Consider the following 16203-nt stretch of genomic DNA (forward strand, 5'->3'; position numbering starts at 1 on the left):
AGTCTATTGCTAAAGAACCGGATTGTCTAACAGTGGTAATGTCCACTGCGCAACCGAAGAAAGAGGACGATAACGTGCCTAAAACAAAGGTAGCCGCGACGCTGGCGCTCGGCGCGGTAGCCGGGCTGCTCGCCGGGTGCGCAGCCGGCGCAGACGGGGCAGACGGCGCAGACGGCGCAGACGGGGACGTGCTGACGTACCTGGAATCCAACTGGTTCAACAGCCTCTACCCGCCGGCCGCCGGGTTCTACCCCAACGGCGGAGTGGTCAACCAGATCACGGACCGGCTGCTGTACCAGGACCCGGAGACGCTTGAGCTTGAGCCCTGGATCGCTACGGACCTGCCGGAGATCAACGAGGACGCCACGGTGTTCACCTTCGACATCCGCACAGACGTGACGTACTCCGACGGCACGCCCATGACTGCGCAGAACATCGTGGACAACTTCGACCTGTACGGCTTGGGTGACAAGGACCGCCTGCTCAACGTCTCCGAGCAGATCTCCAACTACGAGCGCGGCGAGGTGGTGGACGAGGACACGGTGCGCTTCCACTTCTCCGCGCCCTCGCCAGGCTTTGCGCAGGCGACGTCGACCTACAACGCGGGCCTGTTGGCGGATTCGTCGTTGAAGCTGTGCAATGAGGATTTCGGCCCGGGCGGTGCGACGAACGTGATCGGCTCCGGCCCGTTCGTGGTGGACAGCGAGACGCTCGGCACCGACCTGGTGCTGAAAGCCCGCGAGGACTACGACTGGGCGCCGCCGTCGCTCGAGCACCAGGGGCGTGCGCAACTCGATGGCATCCACTACACGCTCGCGGCCGAGGAAGCGGTGCGCTCCGGCGCTTTGCTGTCCGGCCAGGCGGACGCTGCGCGCAGCATCTCCCCGCCGGTGGAGCGCCACCTCAAAGACCAGGGCGTGCAGGTGGTCGCCGCCACCGCCAACGGCATGAACAACCAGCTAGCGCTGCGCTTTGACCACCCACTGTTGCAAGACATCCGGGTGCGTCAGGCAATCATCCACGGGGTGAACCGCGAGGAGATCATCCGCATCCTGCTGTCGGATTCCTACCCGCTGGCCACCTCGTCCATGACGTCGCAGGCCTTGGGCTACGCGGAGCAGCCGGGCGCGTACACCTTCGACCCGGATCTCTCGCGCGAGCTTCTCAACGACGCCGGCTGGACCCCCGGCCCGGACGGCATCCGCGTCAAGGACGGCCAGCGCCTGAGCCTGTGGGTCAACCACGCCCTGCCGCAGCCGCGCTCCAAGGAGATCGTCACCATGATCCAGTCCGACCTGCGCGAGCTGGGCATCGAGCTGAACATGGTCGCCGGCGACCGCGCGACCCAAAACGCGGCGCAAAAAGACATCAACCGCGTCCAGCTCATGCACACCATGGTGGGGCGCGCGGACTACGACGTGATCGAGTCCTTCCTTTCCGTAAACCGCCGCGACACGCTGCTAAACAACGCCGGCGACGGCGAGCCGATCGACGCCGAGCTGGAAGCCCTGCTGGACAAAGTGGTCTCCACCCCGGACGACGCCGGACGCGCCGCCGCCTCAAGGGCGGTGCAGGACCACCTGACGGAAAACGCCTACACGCTGCCGTTGTTTGAAGAGCCCCAGGTCTACGCCTTAGCGCCGCACGTGAAGGGGTTTGCCACCGAGGCGGTGGCGCGCCCGAGCTTCTACTCGGTGTACTTCGACCGCGAGGAGGACAACTAAATGGGTAGATACGTGTTAAAGCGCATCGGCCAGGCGCTCATCGTGCTGCTTTTGGCCTACACCCTGGCGTTCTTCCTGCTGTCCGCGCTGCCTTCCGACGGCGTGGCCGCCCGCTACGCGGACCCAGCGCTCGGCCTGTCCCAGGCGGAGATCGACCAGATCCGCGAGCAGATGGGTGTGGACAAACCCCTGCTGGAGCAGTACTTTTCCACCCTCACGGGACTGTTCACCGGCGATCTGGGCTACTCGGTGGCCTCCGGCACACCGGTGGCCGACCTGATCACCGACGCCGCGCCGCACACGTTCGCGCTGGCCGCGACATCCATTGGCCTGGCCATCGTGGTGGCACTCGCCACGGCGTACGTGGCCACCTTGCCCGGGAGCGGCCCGCTACGCCGGGCGGTGCGCTCCTTGCCGTCGTTCATGGTCTCGCTGCCGGGGTTCTGGATCGCCATCTTGCTGTTGCAGTTCTTCTCTTTCCGCCTGGGCTGGGTCAACGTGGTGGACCCGTCCCCGCTGGAGGGGCTCATCCTGCCTACGCTGACGCTGGCCGTGCCGATGGCGGCGCCGCTGATGCAGGTGCTTATCCGCTCCATCGACGAGGTGCGCGACCAGCCGTTCGTGCAGGTCGTTCGCGCCCGCGGCGCCAGCGAGGCCCGCATCTTCTGGCGCGACGTGCTGCGCAACTCCCTGCTGCCGACGATCACTATGGCCGGGCTGCTGTTCGGCGAGCTGGTCGGCGGCGCCGTGGTCACCGAGACCGTCTTCGGCCGCGCCGGGCTGGGGTCGCTGACCGTCAACGCGGTGTCCAGCCGCGATATGCCGGTGCTGCTCGGCGTGGTGCTCATCGCCGCCACCGCGTACGTGATGATCAACCTCATCGTGGACCTGCTGTACCCGGTGCTGGACGTGCGGCTGCGCGAAGCGCCCGCCAAGACTGCCGTAAAGGAGAACGCCCGATGACAACGACGAACCTTGCGGCGGCCCCCAACACCGCCGCCCAGAGCGAGAAGAAGCCGCGCAAGCACCGCCGGTGGACCTCGCCGGCGACGATCCTCTCGCTCATCGTGCTGGCCGTCGCCGCGCTGTGGGCACTCGCCCCCGGGATTTTCGCACCAGAAGACCCGTACAAGGGCGTGGACGTTGCCCTGCTCGCGCCGAGCGGAGAGCACATCTTCGGCACCGACGCCGTGGGCCGCGACCTGCTGTCCCGCGTCATCTTCGGCGCACGGCAGTCGCTGCTCGGTGCGCTCATCGCGGTGGCCGTCGGCCTCGTGCTGGGCACGCTGATCGGGCTTATCGCCGGCACGCAGCGCGGCTGGGTGGAAACTGTGCTGATGCGGCTTGTGGATGTCCTTCTGGCCATCCCCGGCATCCTGCTTTCCCTCTCCATCATCATCGTCACCGGCTTCGGCTCCCTGCAGGCGGCGTTTGCCGTGGGCATGACCTCCGTGGCCACGTTCGCGCGCCTGGCGCGCTCGCAGGTGATCCAGATCGCGGGCGCGGACTTCGTCGAGGCCGCCTACGGCTCCGGCGCCACCCAAACCCAGGTGCTCGTGCGCCACGTGCTGCCAAACTCGCTCACCCCGGTGTTGGCGCTGGCGGCCCTGCAGTTCGGCACCGCCATCTTGCAGCTGTCCATCCTGGGCTTCCTGGGATACGGCGCACCGCCGCCGACCCCGGAGTGGGGCCTGCTCATCGCGGAGGGCCGCGACTTCATGGCCACCGCCTGGTGGCTGATCCTGCTGCCGGGCTTGGCCATTGTGGCCACCGTAATGTCCGCCAACCACCTGTCCCAGGTCATCCAGCAGGAAGGTGATGTGAAGTGAGTACGCCCCTACTCGAAGTCGACGGCCTCACCGTCGCGTACGGCGATGCCGAGCCGGTGGTGCGCGACATCTCGTTTGCCGTGGAGGCGGGCAAGATGACCGCGATCGTGGGCGAGTCCGGCTCCGGCAAGACCACCTCCGCCATGGCGGCACTGGACCTGCTGGGACCCTCCGGCAACGTGCTGGACGGCAGCATCCGCTTCAAAGGCCAGGAGCTTTCCAACCTGGCCAACGCCGAGTGGCGGAAGCTGCGCGGGCGCAAAATCGGGCTGGTGCCCCAGGACCCGAACAACTCGCTCAATCCGTTGAAGACCATCGGCGCGTCCGTGGAAGACGGGTTGGAGATTCACGGGGTGGGGGACGGGGCGAAGCGGCGTCGTCAAGCAATCGCCCTGCTGGAGCGCGTGGGCATCGACGACCCCGAGTGCCGCTACCACCAGTACCCGCACGAGCTGTCCGGCGGCATGAAGCAGCGCGTGCTCATCGCGGCTGCGGTGGCGCTTGAGCCCGAGGTGTTAATCGCGGACGAGCCCACCTCCGCGCTGGATGTGACGGTGCAGAAGACCATCCTGGATCTGCTGGATGAGATGCGCGCGGAGCTCGGCCTGGGCATCATCTTCATCACCCACGACCTGGCAGTGGCGGGCGACCGCGCGGACGACGTGGTGATCATGGAGCGCGGCCGCGTGGTCGAGCACGGGCCGGTGAGCCAGGTGCTGACTAACCCCACCCAGGACTACTCGAGGCGACTGCTGGCCAACGTGCCCTCGCTTGCGGTCGCAGATGCTTATCGACGCCCTCCGGTTGCCCCCGAGACCCTCCTTTCCGTCGATGGGTTGGCCGTGCGCTACGGCGACTTCACCGCCGTGGAGGGCATTTCCTTCGACGTCGCCCGGGGCTCCACGCACGCCCTCGTGGGTAGCTCCGGCTCCGGCAAGACCACCACCGGCCGCGCGATCGTCATGTTCAACCGGCCCACGGCCGGGCGCATCACCCTGGACGGCACCGAGCTGACTGGGCTTTCCCCGAAGCAGCAGCGGGGCATGCGTGGGCGGGTGCAGATGGTGTACCAGAACCCGTACTCTTCGCTGGACCCGAAGATGCGCGTCGGCGAGATCGTCGCCGAGCCGTTGCGCAACCTCGCCGGCGCCTCCAAGCGTGAGGCACTCAAACGCGCCGACGAGTTCCTGGCGCGCGTGGCGCTGGACCCAGCTCAGTTTGCCAACCGCACCCCGGCGCAGCTGTCCGGCGGGCAGCGCCAGCGCGTGGCCATCGCGCGCGCCCTGATCGTGGAGCCGGAGCTGGTGGTGCTGGACGAGGCCGTCTCCGCACTCGATGTGACCGTGCAGGCCCAGATCCTCGAGCTTTTGGAAGACCTGCAGCGCGAGCTGGGGCTGACCTACGTGTTCATCTCCCACGACCTGGCGGTGGTGCGCCAGATTTCGGATACGGTGAGCGTGTTCAGCCGTGGCCGGCAGGTGGAATACGGCACGACCGACGAGGTGTTTACTCACCCGCGCCACGACGTCACCCGTGAGCTCATCAACGCCATCCCCGGCACCGTGTTCCGGGCCCGACAGTTAGGAGAATTCGTTGTCTAACCGCACCGACATTATTGACGCCCTGGCCGACACTCCGGCGGAGCTCGCCGAGCTGCGCCGCCGCAGGCCGGAGGCGGTGGACAACGCCCAGCGCAGCTTTGAGGCGCTGTTCGAGCCGACCGACGCAACGCTGATCGAGGCGCTGCCGGTTGCCACCCGCTACGCCGTCGCCGCCTTTATCGCAGGTGTTTCCGGCGCACAGCGCGCCGCGGCGTTCTACACCGACCTGCTCGCCGACGAGGACGACACGCTCGTTGCCGTGGTCGAAGACGCGGTGGGCAAAGGCGTGTCCGCCGGCCCCTACGCTGGCGGGGACTTCGTCACCTTCGGCGACGGCCCGCTCGCCGCGGCGTTCGACTTTACGCACCTGCTCACCTTCCACCCGAAGGACGCCTCGCCCGCGGCGATCGGGCACCTGCAGGAGGCGGGCTACAACGAAAACGCGATTGTCTCCCTCGGCCAGCTCATCGCCTTTGTGGCGTTCCAGCTGCGCGTCGTGCACGGCGTGCGGGTGTTGGCTGGAAACGCGGAGGTGCCGGAGGGCGTCGAGAGGCGAGCTGGCGCCGCGGACCCGGGCTGGGCGCCTGCGCCTGCCACACTGCGGCCCGAGGTGGTGGCTCCCGGGAAGTTTGTAGCGCACCCGCTGGGCTGGAAGCCGTGGGTGGCGCCGCTGGAGAAGAGCGAGCTGACCGACGCGCACATCGACGCCCTGATCAAGCCCGAGCGCGCCGACATGGAGTACTTCCGCCTGCTCGCGCGCGACTCGCAGGCGCTGAAGGCCCGCACGCTGACGGACCTGGACATCTTCTACAACACCGAAGGCGGGCTGGGCCGCGCCGAGCGCGAACTCGCCGCCACCGTGGCCTCGCGCCTGAACGGCTGCGAGTACTGCGCCTCGGTGCACCAGGGCCGTTCCAAGGAGGAGGGCGGCGACGCGGAGGCCATTGACAGGCTTCTCGACGAAGGCGTGACCGCCGACCTCGCCTCGGAAGCGTGGAACGCCATCCGCGACGCCGCCGTGGCCCTGACCCGCACCCCGTTCGAGTTCGGTACGTCGGACGTGGACGCGCTGCGGGCCGTGGGGCTGGACGATCTAGCGGTGCTGGATGTGATCAACGCGTCCGCGTTTTTCAACTGGGCGAATCGCCTTATGCTCACCCTGGGCGAGCCGGACGTGCCGAAGCGCTACCGCTAAGCGGGCGGTTTGTGGCGCGGCCTGGCCAGTTCGGTCCTGCCGCTAGCCGCGCCAGACCAGGTCGTTGCCGTTCGGGTCCGCCGGCGGCTCGGGGTTGCTCGCGTAGGTGACGTACCAGACGAAGAAGAAGGCGACGAAGCTGATAAGCGCGCCGCGCACGTCCGCCGCCTGACTCAGTGCGGGCAGGAACACGATCAGGCCGATGAGCAGCCACCAGCCGGGCTTGCGTTCTTCGATCTCGCGCGGGCTGAGCTGCTCTTTCGGTGTGACAATCGCCTTGGCAGGCGTGATGTTCAGCCCCACGCGCGGCATGAACATCCAGCACAAAAGGTAGGCGAAGATTCCGCCGCCGAACGCGAGCCCGAGGATGACAAACGCGATACGCACAGCCACCGGATCAACCTTGTAGCGCTGGCCGAAGCCGACGCATACCCCGGCGATGACGGCGCGTCCGCCCGCGTCCTTCGGGATGCGGTGCGGGCGGGTGTCCCACATGTGCTTGAGCGACGTCGAAGATCCTTGAGTCATGCGCGCCATTATCCGCACATTCGGCGCTTGGCGCAGCCGGGGCAGCTCGATAGCTACTCGAAAGCTACTCGAAACCGAATGTTTCTAGGTTGAGCTGCGGAAACACGTCTACTCGAAAGCCTTTCGAGTAGAACCTTTCTAGTAGAACTACGCGTAGGCGAGGCGCCGGGAGCCGTCCACGTGCGGGTACAGCACCCAAGCCGCCGCGGCCGCCAGCACGCCCGCAACCCACGCGCCCACCGCGGGCCAGTGGGCCAGCGGGGCGAGCATGAACGCCAGCCACCACAGCATGAGCGGCAGCATCATGCCTATCGACGGCACCCGCGCCACGTTCTTCTCCTCCGCGAACGCCCGGAGCTGTTTGCGGTAGGGGTGCAGCAGCGTGACGGCGACGGCGCCAACGACGCACAGGATCGCCACAACCGCCTTGATGCCCAGCGGCGCCTGTGACACCATCACGCCGATGGACCCGCCCACGCCGAGCGAACCCAGCGCTCGAACAGCGGTCGGGGTGGGGATCGGGGTGACGCGGCTTCGGGCCTCTGCTGCGCTGATCGGGATCATGGCGGGGGACGTTACCAGGGCGCAGGGCGTTGAGACAGGATGCTTACTCGTTCCTGCTTACTTCTCAAGTGGTGCGTGGGGTGGTTTTGCCTTCCACTTGAGGGATAAGCGTCCTCGAGTAAGCGCCCTTTGTGCGTAAGTATGTTCGACCAGGAACGTTGCCCGTGTCGGCCCTGGGGTGCATACTATCTGGCGTGAGTGGAACACCTATTCGAGCTGCGTCGACAGCGGCGGCGGACCTGGCGGTTGTGGATGAACCGCCAGCTCAGCAGTCGCGCGCCGACCAGATCGCCGAGCTGCGCGCCCGCATGGCCGCTCTCGGCGGGGAGGTTCCGCAACAGGTCGTCGAGGATGCGGAGACCCTCACTGTAGCGGGCGGGCTTTCGCTCGTGCTGCCGAACGGCGGGCTCCCGCGGCGGGCCGTCACACATGTGAGCGACACCCCGGCGCTGATCGTAGAGATGATCGGCCAGGTGGTGCAGGCCGGCGGGCGCGCGGGCGTGGTGGGGTGGCCGGAGTTGTCGTACGCCGGCATCGGTACAGACGGTGACACAGACGCGCTGGAGCGGGTGGTGGCGGTGCCGGACGCGGGGCTGGACGACCTGAGTGTGGCGGGCGTGCTCGCCGAGGGCCTCGATCTGGTTGTCCTGCGCACCCGCAGCCCGTTCCAACTCACCCCGGTGCGCGCCCGCCCCCTGCTTGCCCGGATCCGCAAAGGCCAGGCCGCGCTGGTGTGCGTGAACGTTCAAGTGCCCTCGCCGGCGCTGACCGTCACGGGCCAGCTCGCGCAATTCCACGGCATCGGCCGGGGTGCCGGGCGCATCACCGGCATCGACTTCGACGTGCGTGCGGAGACGAAAGGGTACCGGCCTGCCAGCGCGAGGGTGACGCTTGGCGCTGTGGGTGCCGGAGGCGTCGAGAAGCGAAGGCTTAGGGCCGTCACATGAGGGCCGCGGCGCTGTGGTTCCCGGACTGGCCGGTGCAGGCGGCGCGGCTGGAATCGGGCGACGAGCTGCGCGAGCCGATCGCGATCGCGGCGCAGCACCGGGTGAAGGTGTGCTCGCACGCCGCGCGCCAGGTGGGCATCCGCCGGGGCATGCGCGTGCGCAACGCGCAGGCGGCCGCGCCCGAGCTGACGGTGATAGACGACAACCCGGACCGCGACGGGCGCATGTTCGCCTCGCTCGCAGCCAGCTTCGACGAGGTCGCCGCCAGCGTGGAGGTGGTGCGCCCCGGGCTCGTGGTGGTGGACGTGGAGGCCGCCGGCCGCTTCCACGGCACCGAGGACAAAGCGCTCGAGATGCTTATCGACGCAGCTTCGCGCCGCGGCATCGACACCCAGGTAGGTGCCGCCGACGAGATCGCCACCGCGCTGATCGCCGCGCGCGCCTCCCAGGTGGTCCCGCCGGGCGGGTCGGCAGCGTTTTTGGCCGCGCAGCCGCTGGGCGTGCTGGTGGCGGAGGAGGCGCTCGCCGCCGACATGGACACCGTCAAGGCTCTTGGCCAGCTGGGCATCTCCACCCTCGGGGAGCTGGCGAAACTGCCGCCGAACGCGGTGACCACCCGATTTGGCACGAAGGGGATGCGCATGCACCGCATTGCGTCCGCTGCGCCGGACCGCCGCGTCGCGCCCGAGCTGCCGGTGGAAGACCTGGCGGTGGCGATCACGCCCGAAGACCCCATCGAGCGCGTGGACGCCGCCGCGTTTGCCGCCCGCGCCCTGGCCGCCAGCCTGCACGAGCGGCTCAAAGCGACCGGCCGCAACTGCCTGCGCCTGAAAGTGGTGGCAGAACTCGGCGACGGCACCCGAGTCGAGCGCGTCTGGCGCACCCGCGAGGCGCTCACCGAGGCGGCCACCGCGGACCGGGTGCGCTGGCAGCTCGACGGCTGGCTGACCTCCCTTCGCTCCGCTCAGGGAGGGCAGGACGGGCAGGACGGTCAGGACGGTCAGGGAGGCGCCATCACCAGTCTCATCCTCGAGCCGCTGGAATTCGCCGCGCCGGAGCCGGTCGGCGAGCTGTGGGCCGACGGCGCGTCCACGGACACCGCGCGGCGCGTGGTGGAGCGCGTGCAATCCCAGCTCGGCATCGACGCGGTGCTCCAACCGCGCCTCGTCGGCGGGCGGGGAGTGGCTGAGCGTGTGCAGATGGTGCCGTTTGGGGAGGAGCCGGAGGACGTCGATAGGCAATCGTGGCCCGGGGCGATCCTCGCACCCCTGCCCGCGCGCCTCGGCGGCGGCATCGACCACCCCGCCTCGCGCATCATGCTTATCGACGCCTCCGGTGCCCCCGTCATCGTCACCGCCGAAGCCCTGCTCAACGCCGAACCGTACGGGCTGGCCTGGGGTGAAAAACGGTACCTGGTTACCGGGTGGGCCGGCCCCTGGCCCGTGGACGCGGACTGGTGGACGCAAACCGACCTGCCCGCGGGCAGGGTGGCGCGCATGCAGGTCATCGGACGCGAGGGCGGGGAAGACGGTGACGCCACAGGGTGGCTGCTGGTGTGGAGCAGGCGCAGCTGGCGCGTGGAGGCGGTGTACTGACTACTTCTGCACGATATCCACGACAACGCGCGTGGGATCTTTGAGCACCTGCACGGAGTAGGGCAGCTCCGAACGCAGGCCCACCACGATCTGGCTGCGGCCCTCGTAGGTGCCGGCGCTGATCACGTCGATGACGTTGCCGGTATCACCCGCCATGGTGACCGGGACGGTGTTGTCCTTGCCCAACTCGAAGGGGTACACGGTGCCGTCGACGTTGATGTTGAGGAACGAGTTGCCCGCCACCTGCAGCGGCTGGCCCACGGTCTCCTGCATGGGGGTGGAGGTGTAATCCACGAACCAGCCGGGCTCGCCCTCGCCTTCCAGGTCGACCACTACCCGGTCGAAACCCTCGTGGGCTCCCACGCGCACCCCGACTACGGCCAGCTGCGCCGGCTCCGACGGGCGTTGCGTCTTCGGGGCCGGGTCCGCGGTGCCGAGTGGCTGCACCTTCGTGGAGGGTGACGCTAGGCTGCCCGACAGCGTTTCTCCGGGCCCGCTGCTGGGGACGCCGCAGGCGCCGCACGCGACTGCCGCCGCCATGCACGCGCCCGCGAACGCCGCGCGGGGGGAACCGGAATTTTTCAGCACTCCGCCACCGTAGCCAGCGGCGCGGAGAGATCAAAAAGAATCTGGCCCAAAAAGAAAATGGTTACATAACCGTTATATCTTGGAGCGTTGTCCAAGAGGGAAATTACAGGTTAGGGCACACTTAGCTATGGTGGTGCCATGCGAGAACTGCCCTGCTCCGATGTCGAGGTCGAGCCGTTGCCGGGAACCGCGAAGCCCGGCTCCGTGTACGTGCTTTTCGAGTGGCCGGAGGCCTGGCCCCGCGACGTCATGGGCGACGCCGCGCTCGGTGGGGAACTCACCGACCAGCTCGCGCCGATGCTCGATGAGCACGACGCCACGCTGCTGCTGATCCGCCATCCAACGCGCGAGGGGCGCAACATCAGCGACCACCACCTCTACCTCGTCTTCGCGGACGAAGGCGTCACAGAGGTCATGCACGTGGACGGCCCAGAGGCCCTCCTGGATCTGGACCTGTCGGGGCCGGGCCGCAACGGGGCCGTTAAGCGCGATCGCCCCTTGCTGCTCATCTGCACCCACGCCAAGCGCGACAAGTGCTGCGCGGTGAAGGGGCGCCCGCTGGTCAACGCCCTGCACGAGCGCCACCCGTTCGGACCAGGCAACGACATTGTGTGGGAAACCTCCCACATCAAGGGCCACCGGTTTGCGCCGACCATGCTGCTTATGCCGTGGGCCTACAGCTTCGGACGCATGAACGTGGAAGCCACTGAGGCCATGCTGGCCGCCGCGGGGGATGGGCTTTACTTCGTGCCCGGCAATCGCGGGCGCGGCACTCTGGCCCCGATTGAGCAGGTGGCGGAACTTGCCGTGGCCGTCGAGGTGCCAGGAGCGCACTACGGGCAGTTCGCTGTCGCTGCGGGGGCGGGCGAGTCTGTGGCTGTCACGGATACCGCATCCGGTGAGGTGTTCGACGTGCAGCTGGAGCAGCGCACCGTCTTTGGGGTGGTGGACTCGTGTGGGAAGGCGCCCAAGGAAGGCGCGGCCTGGGTTGCGGTATCCGTCACGTCTGCGGGTCCGGGGGCATAAGTACTACCGCGGTGTTGGAGGTCCCGTCCGCGGCGGTCTCCCCGCAGATCCGGCGGCGCCGTCGCGGGCGGTATAGCGGCGAATCCCGCCTGCTATACCGCATCGCCGCAATTGGAAACGGTTATCAATTTCACCTGGGAAAACGCTGGCGGCGTGACAGGGTGGTATAGCAGCGCCCGCCCGGTCGCTATACCGCCCTGTGCGAGGGGCTACAGGTACTCGCGCAAGACCTCCGACACGGAGCCGATGACGTGGTCCGTGGCTCCCCGCACCTCGTCCGGGGAGTGGTGGAAGCTGTGGGACACGTCCGCGATGGCGTGCATGGGCAGGTCGTTCCAGGAATCGCCGAATGTGTAGAGCTGGATGGACTGGCGGGGGATGCGGAGCTCGTCGAGAAGCTGCGCGATGCCGACGCCCTTCGAACGGCCCGGCGCCATGAGGTCGATGTAATCCTGGTTCTGGGCGACCTCGACGCTGCCGAGCGCCTGCGCCCACTCGACGACCTCCGCGCGCAGGCGCGAGCGGCCCGGAACCCAGATGGGGATGACGGCGAAGCGGTGGTCGGGGATGTCCGCAAGCGTCATCGGGGTGAAGTGGGCGGTGAAGTCGTGGGAGGCACCCGTGGTGTTGGAGAAGACGCCGTCGACATGGCCGAGAGTGGTGCCGAAGATGGCCAAGCCGTTTCGCTGGCCGAACTGGTCCAGCGCCTGGCGGATGATGTCGCCTGCGACCTCGTGGCCGAAGATGAGCTCGGTGTTCGCACCGTCGGTGGCGGACCCGCCATTGGACAGCACCTGGTAGTCAAACTTGAGCGGGCTGCCGGCCATGCCGTGGGCGAGTGCCGTGCGGGAGCGGCCGGTGGCAGAAATGGCAAGATGCCCGGCTTTGCGCCAGGCATCTATCGCCGCGACGTCCTTCGGGTCGAACCCGTGGGGCGGGTGGTGGAGTGTTCCGTCGAAATCGAACGCCGCTACCTTCATGCGACCTATCGTCGCATAACTTTCTTCGACAGCCAGTTGCCCAGGAACTGCGCCAGCTGCACGATGACCACGATGACCAGCACCGCAGCCCAGGTGACCTGGGGCTCGAAGGCGCGGTAGCCGTAGACGATGGCGAAGTCACCAACGCCGCCGCCGCCGATGTAGCCGGCCATGGCGGACATGTCGATCACGGCGATGAAGATGAAAGTGTAGCCCAGGATGAGCGGGCCAAGCGCCTCCGGCAGGATCACTGAGGAGATGATCTTCCACGGGCTCGCACCCATGGAGCGCGCTGCCTCGATCACGCCTGGGTCGATGGCCACGAGGTTCTGCTCCACGATGCGGGCCACGGTGAAGGTGGCGGAGAAGCACATCACGAACGTCGCTGCCCCGCGGCCGATGGTGGTTCCCACCACCTGCAGGGTCAGCGGGTAGAGCATCGCGATCATGATGATGAACGGGATGGGGCGGAAGAAGTTCACCGCCACGTTGATGATGGTGTAGACCGCCTTGTTCTGCAGAATGCCGCCTGGGCGGGTGGTGTAGAGGAAGATGCCCAGGAGCAGGCCGAAGAAGCCGCCGATGACCATGGTGATGGCCACCATCCACATGGTGTCGCCGATGGCCTCGAGGAAGGTGGGGCCGAGGGTGTCCCAGTTGGGCTCTGCGAGGATGTACTCGGTTACGCCTGAAGTCGTCGGGTTCATCGGGTGATCTCCTCAATCTCGGTGTTTCGCTGCAGCGTGGACACAAACTCGTTGATGGCGTCGTTGTCGCCGTTGAGGCGGACTGTCATTTTGCCGAAGGAGCGCTCCTGCAACGTGGCGATACCGGCGTGCACAGGCTCAACCACCACGCCGCGTTTGCGGGCTTGCTCGGCGGCGCCGAAGAAACCGGAATCCTCCGACAGGTCCACGGTGAACAGGCGACCGGGCTTGGCCAGCAATTCGCGCGCCTCCACCTCGTCCGGGCGGTTGCGCAGGCTGGTGGCGGCGAAGCGCTGGGCCACGGCGGTCTGCGGGTTGGCAAACACGTCGTAGACGCTGCCGTACTCCACCACGCGGCCGTTTTCCATCACCGCGACCTTGTCGGCGATGGAGCGGATGACGTCCATCTCGTGCGTGATCACCACGATGGTGATGCCGAGCTCCTCGTTCACCCGGCGCAGCACGCTGAGGACCTCTTGGGTGGTTTCGGGGTCGAGGGCGGACGTGGCTTCGTCGGCAAGCAGCAGCGACGGGTTGGTGGCCAGCGCACGGGCGATGCCCACGCGCTGCTTCTGGCCGCCGGAGAGCTGCTCCGGGTAGTTCTGCCCGCGCTCGCCCAAACCGACGAAGTCCAATAGCTCGGCTACGCGGCGCTGGCGCTCCTTTTTGTCCATGCCGGCGAGCTTGAGCGGGTACTCGATGTTGCCGGCGGCGGTGCGCGAGGAGAAGAGGTTGAACTGCTGGAAGATCATGCCGACGTTGCGGCGGATCTCCCGCAGCTTGCGCTCGGGCATGCCGACCACGTCGGTGCCGTCGAGGAGCAGCTGCCCGCTGGTGGGCATGTCAAGGCCGTTGATGAGGCGGACAAGCGTGGACTTGCCGGCACCCGAATAGCCGATCACGCCGAGGATCTCGCCCGGTTCGACGGTCAGCGTGACGTCGTCGACGGCTTTGACCTCGCGGTCTTTGGTCTTGAAGACCTTGGATACGTTCCGGAACTCAATCCGGGTGCCGGTGTTGGCCATTTACTTGTACTCCTCCACGAGGCGGTCGAGGATCTCGTTGAGCTCCTCCTTGGAGCGCTGGACCTGCACGGCGGTGCCGTTGGAGTCCTCGTCGAGTGCGGCGGTGACTTCCGGGGACTGCCAGACGTCCACGAGCTTCTCGTAGGTCTGGTTGTCCAGGTCGTCGCCGGAGACGGTGAAGACGTTGATGTACGGCTCCGCCAGCTCGGAGTTCGGGTCGTCCGCGGCCACGGAGGTGGACGGGTCGATGCCGGCGCGCTGCAGCCAGTTGTTGTTGATGATCGCGGGGCGGCCCTCGTTGTACGCGTTCGGCGTCTGGGAGGCGTCCACGGCCACGACCTTGACCTTCGAGGCGTCCTTGTCAATGTCCGCCGGGGTCGGGGTCAGCGTCGGGGCGCCGTCGCGCAGGGTGAGTAGCCCCGCCTGGACCAGCACGTTGATGGCGCGGCCCTGGTTGGACGGGTCGTTGGGAATCGCGACCTCTTCGCCTTCGATGCCGTCGATCGAATCGTGGTCCTTCCAGTACAGGCCGAGGACGTTGATCTCGCCGGAGCCGATGATGCGCAGGTCCTTGCCGGAGGTGGCGTTGTACTGGGCCTGGTAGTTGATGGTCTGGAACTTCGAGATCTCAATCTGGCCCTCGGACTGCGCCGGGTTGACCTGCGGGTATTCCGAGAAACGCACGATGTCCAGGTCGATGCCCGCCTTCTGCGCCTCGTCGGCGAAGACGCTCCACGCCTTCTGGTCGGCGTCGGTGGTGCCGATCTTCACGGTCACAGCGTCGCCATTGCTTGACGACGTCGTTTCCGTCTCCGACGAGCAGGCCACCAGCCCGGTGGCGGCGATGAGAGATGCCGCAGCTGCGGCGATCACGCGGTTGATGCGCATGCGCGTGCTCCTTTACTTCTTGTCCTGCAGGCGGTCGAGGATGTCGTTGAGCTCGGCCTGGTCGCGGTAGACCGGCACGGAGGTGCCCTTGGAGTCCTTGGCGGCGGCCTCGGCGACCTCCGGGGTCTGCCACAGCTCGACCAGCTTGTTCAGGGTCTCGTCGTCGATGTCCTCGGCGCGGGCGGCGAAGACGTTGATGTACGGCTCTGCCTCCTTGGACTCCGGGTCGTCCTGGAACACGGCCAGGCCCGGCTCGATGCCGGCGCGGTCCAGCCAGGTGTTGTTGATGATCGCCGGGCGGCCCTCGTTGTACGCGGACGGGGTCTGGGAGGCGTCCACCGGGACGACGGTGACCTTGGACGCGGCCGTGTCGATGTCGGCCGGGGTCGGGGCCAGCTCGTCTGCAACGCTGTCCCTCAGGGTGAGCAGGCCTGCTTGGACCAGCACGTTGATGGCGCGGCCCTGGTTGGACGGGTCGTTCGGGATGGCGACGGACTGGCCTTCGATGCCGTCGATGGAGTCGTGGTCCTTCCAGAACAGTGCCAGCGGCACGATCTCGGTGGAGCCGACGACGCGCAGGTCGTTGTTGGAGGCCTTGTTGTACTCGGCGAGGTACTTGATGTGCTGGAACTTGTTCACGTCCAGCTCGCCCTGGGCGAGTGCCTCGTTGACCGGGGAGTAGTCGGAGAAGGAGACGATGTCCAGGGTGATGCCGTTGTCCTTGGCCAGGTCCTTGAACACGCGCCACGCTTCCTGGTCGGCCTCGGTGGTGCCGATCTTGACGGTGACGTTCTCGCCGTCCTTGGCGGCGGTGTCTGCGGAGTCATTGGACTCGTTGGAGCAGGCGACCAAGCCGGTGGTGGCCAGGGCAGCCGCGGCAACGGTTGCGAGGGTGCGCTTGATACGCATTGGGGTCTCCTTGGGTATGGGGAATGTATGACGGGTGAGAATCTAGCACCCGATATACCGCTTAGTCTATTTTCTGGCCTGATCGTCTACTGAGCTG

16 protein-coding genes are annotated in these 16203 nt (G+C 67.3%); 8 read left to right on the plus strand and 8 right to left on the minus strand.

Features of this window, described 5'->3' with window-relative positions; translation table 11 throughout:
* Positions 1 to 38: 38 nt before the first annotated feature.
* From HMA55_RS02600 to HMA55_RS02620, 5 genes are read left to right on the plus strand one after another with little or no spacing between them, the layout of a single operon-like run.
* Positions 39 to 1724 carry a TIGR04028 family ABC transporter substrate-binding protein gene (locus HMA55_RS02600; RefSeq protein WP_181191504.1) on the plus strand — a complete coding sequence of 562 codons (1686 nt, stop codon included), beginning with the start codon at positions 39 to 41 and terminating at the stop codon, positions 1722 to 1724.
* Positions 1725 to 2687 carry an ABC transporter permease gene (locus tag HMA55_RS02605; protein WP_181191505.1) on the plus strand — a complete coding sequence of 321 codons (963 nt, stop codon included), beginning with the start codon at positions 1725 to 1727 and terminating at the stop codon, positions 2685 to 2687.
* Complete coding sequence (locus tag HMA55_RS02610) at positions 2684 to 3553, plus strand: ABC transporter permease (RefSeq protein WP_181191506.1); 870 nt, start codon at positions 2684 to 2686, stop codon at positions 3551 to 3553. The genes HMA55_RS02605 and HMA55_RS02610 overlap by 4 nt, the downstream gene beginning before the upstream one ends.
* Positions 3550 to 5154, plus strand: a complete 1605-nt coding sequence (locus tag HMA55_RS02615; protein WP_181191507.1) for a dipeptide ABC transporter ATP-binding protein — start codon at positions 3550 to 3552, stop codon at positions 5152 to 5154. Before HMA55_RS02610 ends, HMA55_RS02615 begins: the two co-directional genes overlap by 4 nt.
* Positions 5147 to 6349: an alkylhydroperoxidase domain protein gene (locus HMA55_RS02620; protein ID WP_181191508.1), complete on the plus strand. Its 1203-nt coding sequence runs from the start codon at positions 5147 to 5149 to the stop codon at positions 6347 to 6349. Before HMA55_RS02615 ends, HMA55_RS02620 begins: the two co-directional genes overlap by 8 nt.
* A 42-nt stretch (positions 6350 to 6391) precedes the next feature.
* Here HMA55_RS02620 and HMA55_RS02625 read toward each other — a convergent pair whose 3' ends face one another.
* Both HMA55_RS02625 and HMA55_RS02630 read right to left on the minus strand, forming a co-directional pair.
* Positions 6392 to 6877, minus strand: a complete 486-nt coding sequence (locus HMA55_RS02625) for a PspC domain-containing protein (RefSeq protein WP_181191509.1) — start codon at positions 6875 to 6877, stop codon at positions 6392 to 6394.
* A 147-nt stretch (positions 6878 to 7024) separates the two neighbouring features.
* Positions 7025 to 7441 (minus strand): hypothetical protein, encoded by a 417-nt coding sequence (locus HMA55_RS02630; protein ID WP_181191510.1) that lies wholly within the window; start codon positions 7439 to 7441, stop codon positions 7025 to 7027.
* A gap of 194 nt (positions 7442 to 7635) precedes the next feature.
* Between HMA55_RS02630 and HMA55_RS02635 the strand changes: the two genes are divergently transcribed.
* Together HMA55_RS02635 and HMA55_RS02640 are read left to right on the plus strand one after the other, a co-directional pair.
* A complete protein-coding gene (locus tag HMA55_RS02635; RefSeq protein WP_257802621.1) occupies positions 7636 to 8388 on the plus strand; it encodes a hypothetical protein in 753 nt (250 codons plus the stop codon).
* Complete coding sequence (locus HMA55_RS02640; RefSeq protein WP_181191511.1) at positions 8385 to 9983, plus strand: Y-family DNA polymerase; 1599 nt, start codon at positions 8385 to 8387, stop codon at positions 9981 to 9983. Before HMA55_RS02635 ends, HMA55_RS02640 begins: the two co-directional genes overlap by 4 nt.
* On the opposite strand, the gene HMA55_RS02645 is transcribed toward HMA55_RS02640, so the two are convergent.
* Positions 9984 to 10523, minus strand: a complete 540-nt coding sequence (locus HMA55_RS02645) for an AMIN-like domain-containing (lipo)protein (protein ID WP_181191593.1) — start codon at positions 10521 to 10523, stop codon at positions 9984 to 9986. It lies immediately after the preceding gene.
* Positions 10524 to 10709: 186 nt separating this feature from the next.
* Here HMA55_RS02645 and HMA55_RS02650 point away from each other — a divergent pair, with 186 nt between their 5' ends.
* Positions 10710 to 11597 carry a sucrase ferredoxin gene (locus tag HMA55_RS02650; protein WP_181191512.1) on the plus strand — a complete coding sequence of 296 codons (888 nt, stop codon included), beginning with the start codon at positions 10710 to 10712 and terminating at the stop codon, positions 11595 to 11597.
* Between the two features lie 209 nt (positions 11598 to 11806).
* Here the strand turns inward: HMA55_RS02650 and HMA55_RS02655 are convergent, their stop codons facing one another.
* Genes HMA55_RS02655 through HMA55_RS02675 form a run of 5 tightly spaced genes read right to left on the minus strand, consistent with a single transcriptional unit; the run spans position 11807 to position 16106 of the window.
* Positions 11807 to 12577 carry an HAD family hydrolase gene (locus HMA55_RS02655; RefSeq protein WP_181191513.1) on the minus strand — a complete coding sequence of 257 codons (771 nt, stop codon included), beginning with the start codon at positions 12575 to 12577 and terminating at the stop codon, positions 11807 to 11809.
* A gap of 5 nt (positions 12578 to 12582) precedes the next feature.
* Positions 12583 to 13284 (minus strand): methionine ABC transporter permease, encoded by a 702-nt coding sequence (locus HMA55_RS02660; RefSeq protein WP_181191514.1) that lies wholly within the window; start codon positions 13282 to 13284, stop codon positions 12583 to 12585.
* Positions 13281 to 14309 (minus strand): methionine ABC transporter ATP-binding protein, encoded by a 1029-nt coding sequence (locus HMA55_RS02665; RefSeq protein ID WP_181191515.1) that lies wholly within the window; start codon positions 14307 to 14309, stop codon positions 13281 to 13283. Before HMA55_RS02665 ends, HMA55_RS02660 begins: the two co-directional genes overlap by 4 nt.
* Positions 14310 to 15197, minus strand: coding sequence for a MetQ/NlpA family ABC transporter substrate-binding protein (locus HMA55_RS02670; RefSeq protein ID WP_181191516.1), 888 nt, complete (start codon positions 15195 to 15197; stop codon positions 14310 to 14312). It lies immediately after the preceding gene.
* Between the two features lie 12 nt (positions 15198 to 15209).
* Complete coding sequence (locus HMA55_RS02675; RefSeq protein ID WP_181191517.1) at positions 15210 to 16106, minus strand: MetQ/NlpA family ABC transporter substrate-binding protein; 897 nt, start codon at positions 16104 to 16106, stop codon at positions 15210 to 15212.
* Between the last annotated feature and the right edge of the window lie 97 nt (positions 16107 to 16203).

The organism is Corynebacterium wankanglinii, assembly GCF_013601005.1.
Classification (GTDB): Bacteria; Actinomycetota; Actinomycetes; order Mycobacteriales; family Mycobacteriaceae; genus Corynebacterium; species Corynebacterium wankanglinii.

Excerpts from the sequence above, each read along its gene's own strand:
- HMA55_RS02600 (WP_181191504.1), top strand. The coding sequence starts at position 39 with ATGTCCACTGCGCAACCGAAGAAAGAGGACGATAACGTGCCTAAAACA.
- HMA55_RS02605 (WP_181191505.1), top strand. The coding sequence starts at position 1,725 with ATGGGTAGATACGTGTTAAAGCGCATCGGCCAGGCGCTCATCGTGCTG.
- HMA55_RS02610 (WP_181191506.1), top strand. The coding sequence starts at position 2,684 with ATGACAACGACGAACCTTGCGGCGGCCCCCAACACCGCCGCCCAGAGC.
- HMA55_RS02625 (WP_181191509.1), bottom strand. The coding sequence starts at position 6,877 with ATGACTCAAGGATCTTCGACGTCGCTCAAGCACATGTGGGACACCCGC.
- HMA55_RS02630 (WP_181191510.1), bottom strand. The coding sequence starts at position 7,441 with ATGATCCCGATCAGCGCAGCAGAGGCCCGAAGCCGCGTCACCCCGATC.
- HMA55_RS02640 (WP_181191511.1), top strand. The coding sequence starts at position 8,385 with ATGAGGGCCGCGGCGCTGTGGTTCCCGGACTGGCCGGTGCAGGCGGCG.
- HMA55_RS02645 (WP_181191593.1), bottom strand. The coding sequence starts at position 10,523 with ATGGCGGCGGCAGTCGCGTGCGGCGCCTGCGGCGTCCCCAGCAGCGGG.
- HMA55_RS02650 (WP_181191512.1), top strand. The coding sequence starts at position 10,710 with ATGCGAGAACTGCCCTGCTCCGATGTCGAGGTCGAGCCGTTGCCGGGA.
- HMA55_RS02655 (WP_181191513.1), bottom strand. The coding sequence starts at position 12,577 with ATGAAGGTAGCGGCGTTCGATTTCGACGGAACACTCCACCACCCGCCC.
- HMA55_RS02660 (WP_181191514.1), bottom strand. The coding sequence starts at position 13,284 with ATGAACCCGACGACTTCAGGCGTAACCGAGTACATCCTCGCAGAGCCC.
- HMA55_RS02665 (WP_181191515.1), bottom strand. The coding sequence starts at position 14,309 with ATGGCCAACACCGGCACCCGGATTGAGTTCCGGAACGTATCCAAGGTC.
- HMA55_RS02670 (WP_181191516.1), bottom strand. The coding sequence starts at position 15,197 with ATGCGCATCAACCGCGTGATCGCCGCAGCTGCGGCATCTCTCATCGCC.
- HMA55_RS02675 (WP_181191517.1), bottom strand. The coding sequence starts at position 16,106 with ATGCGTATCAAGCGCACCCTCGCAACCGTTGCCGCGGCTGCCCTGGCC.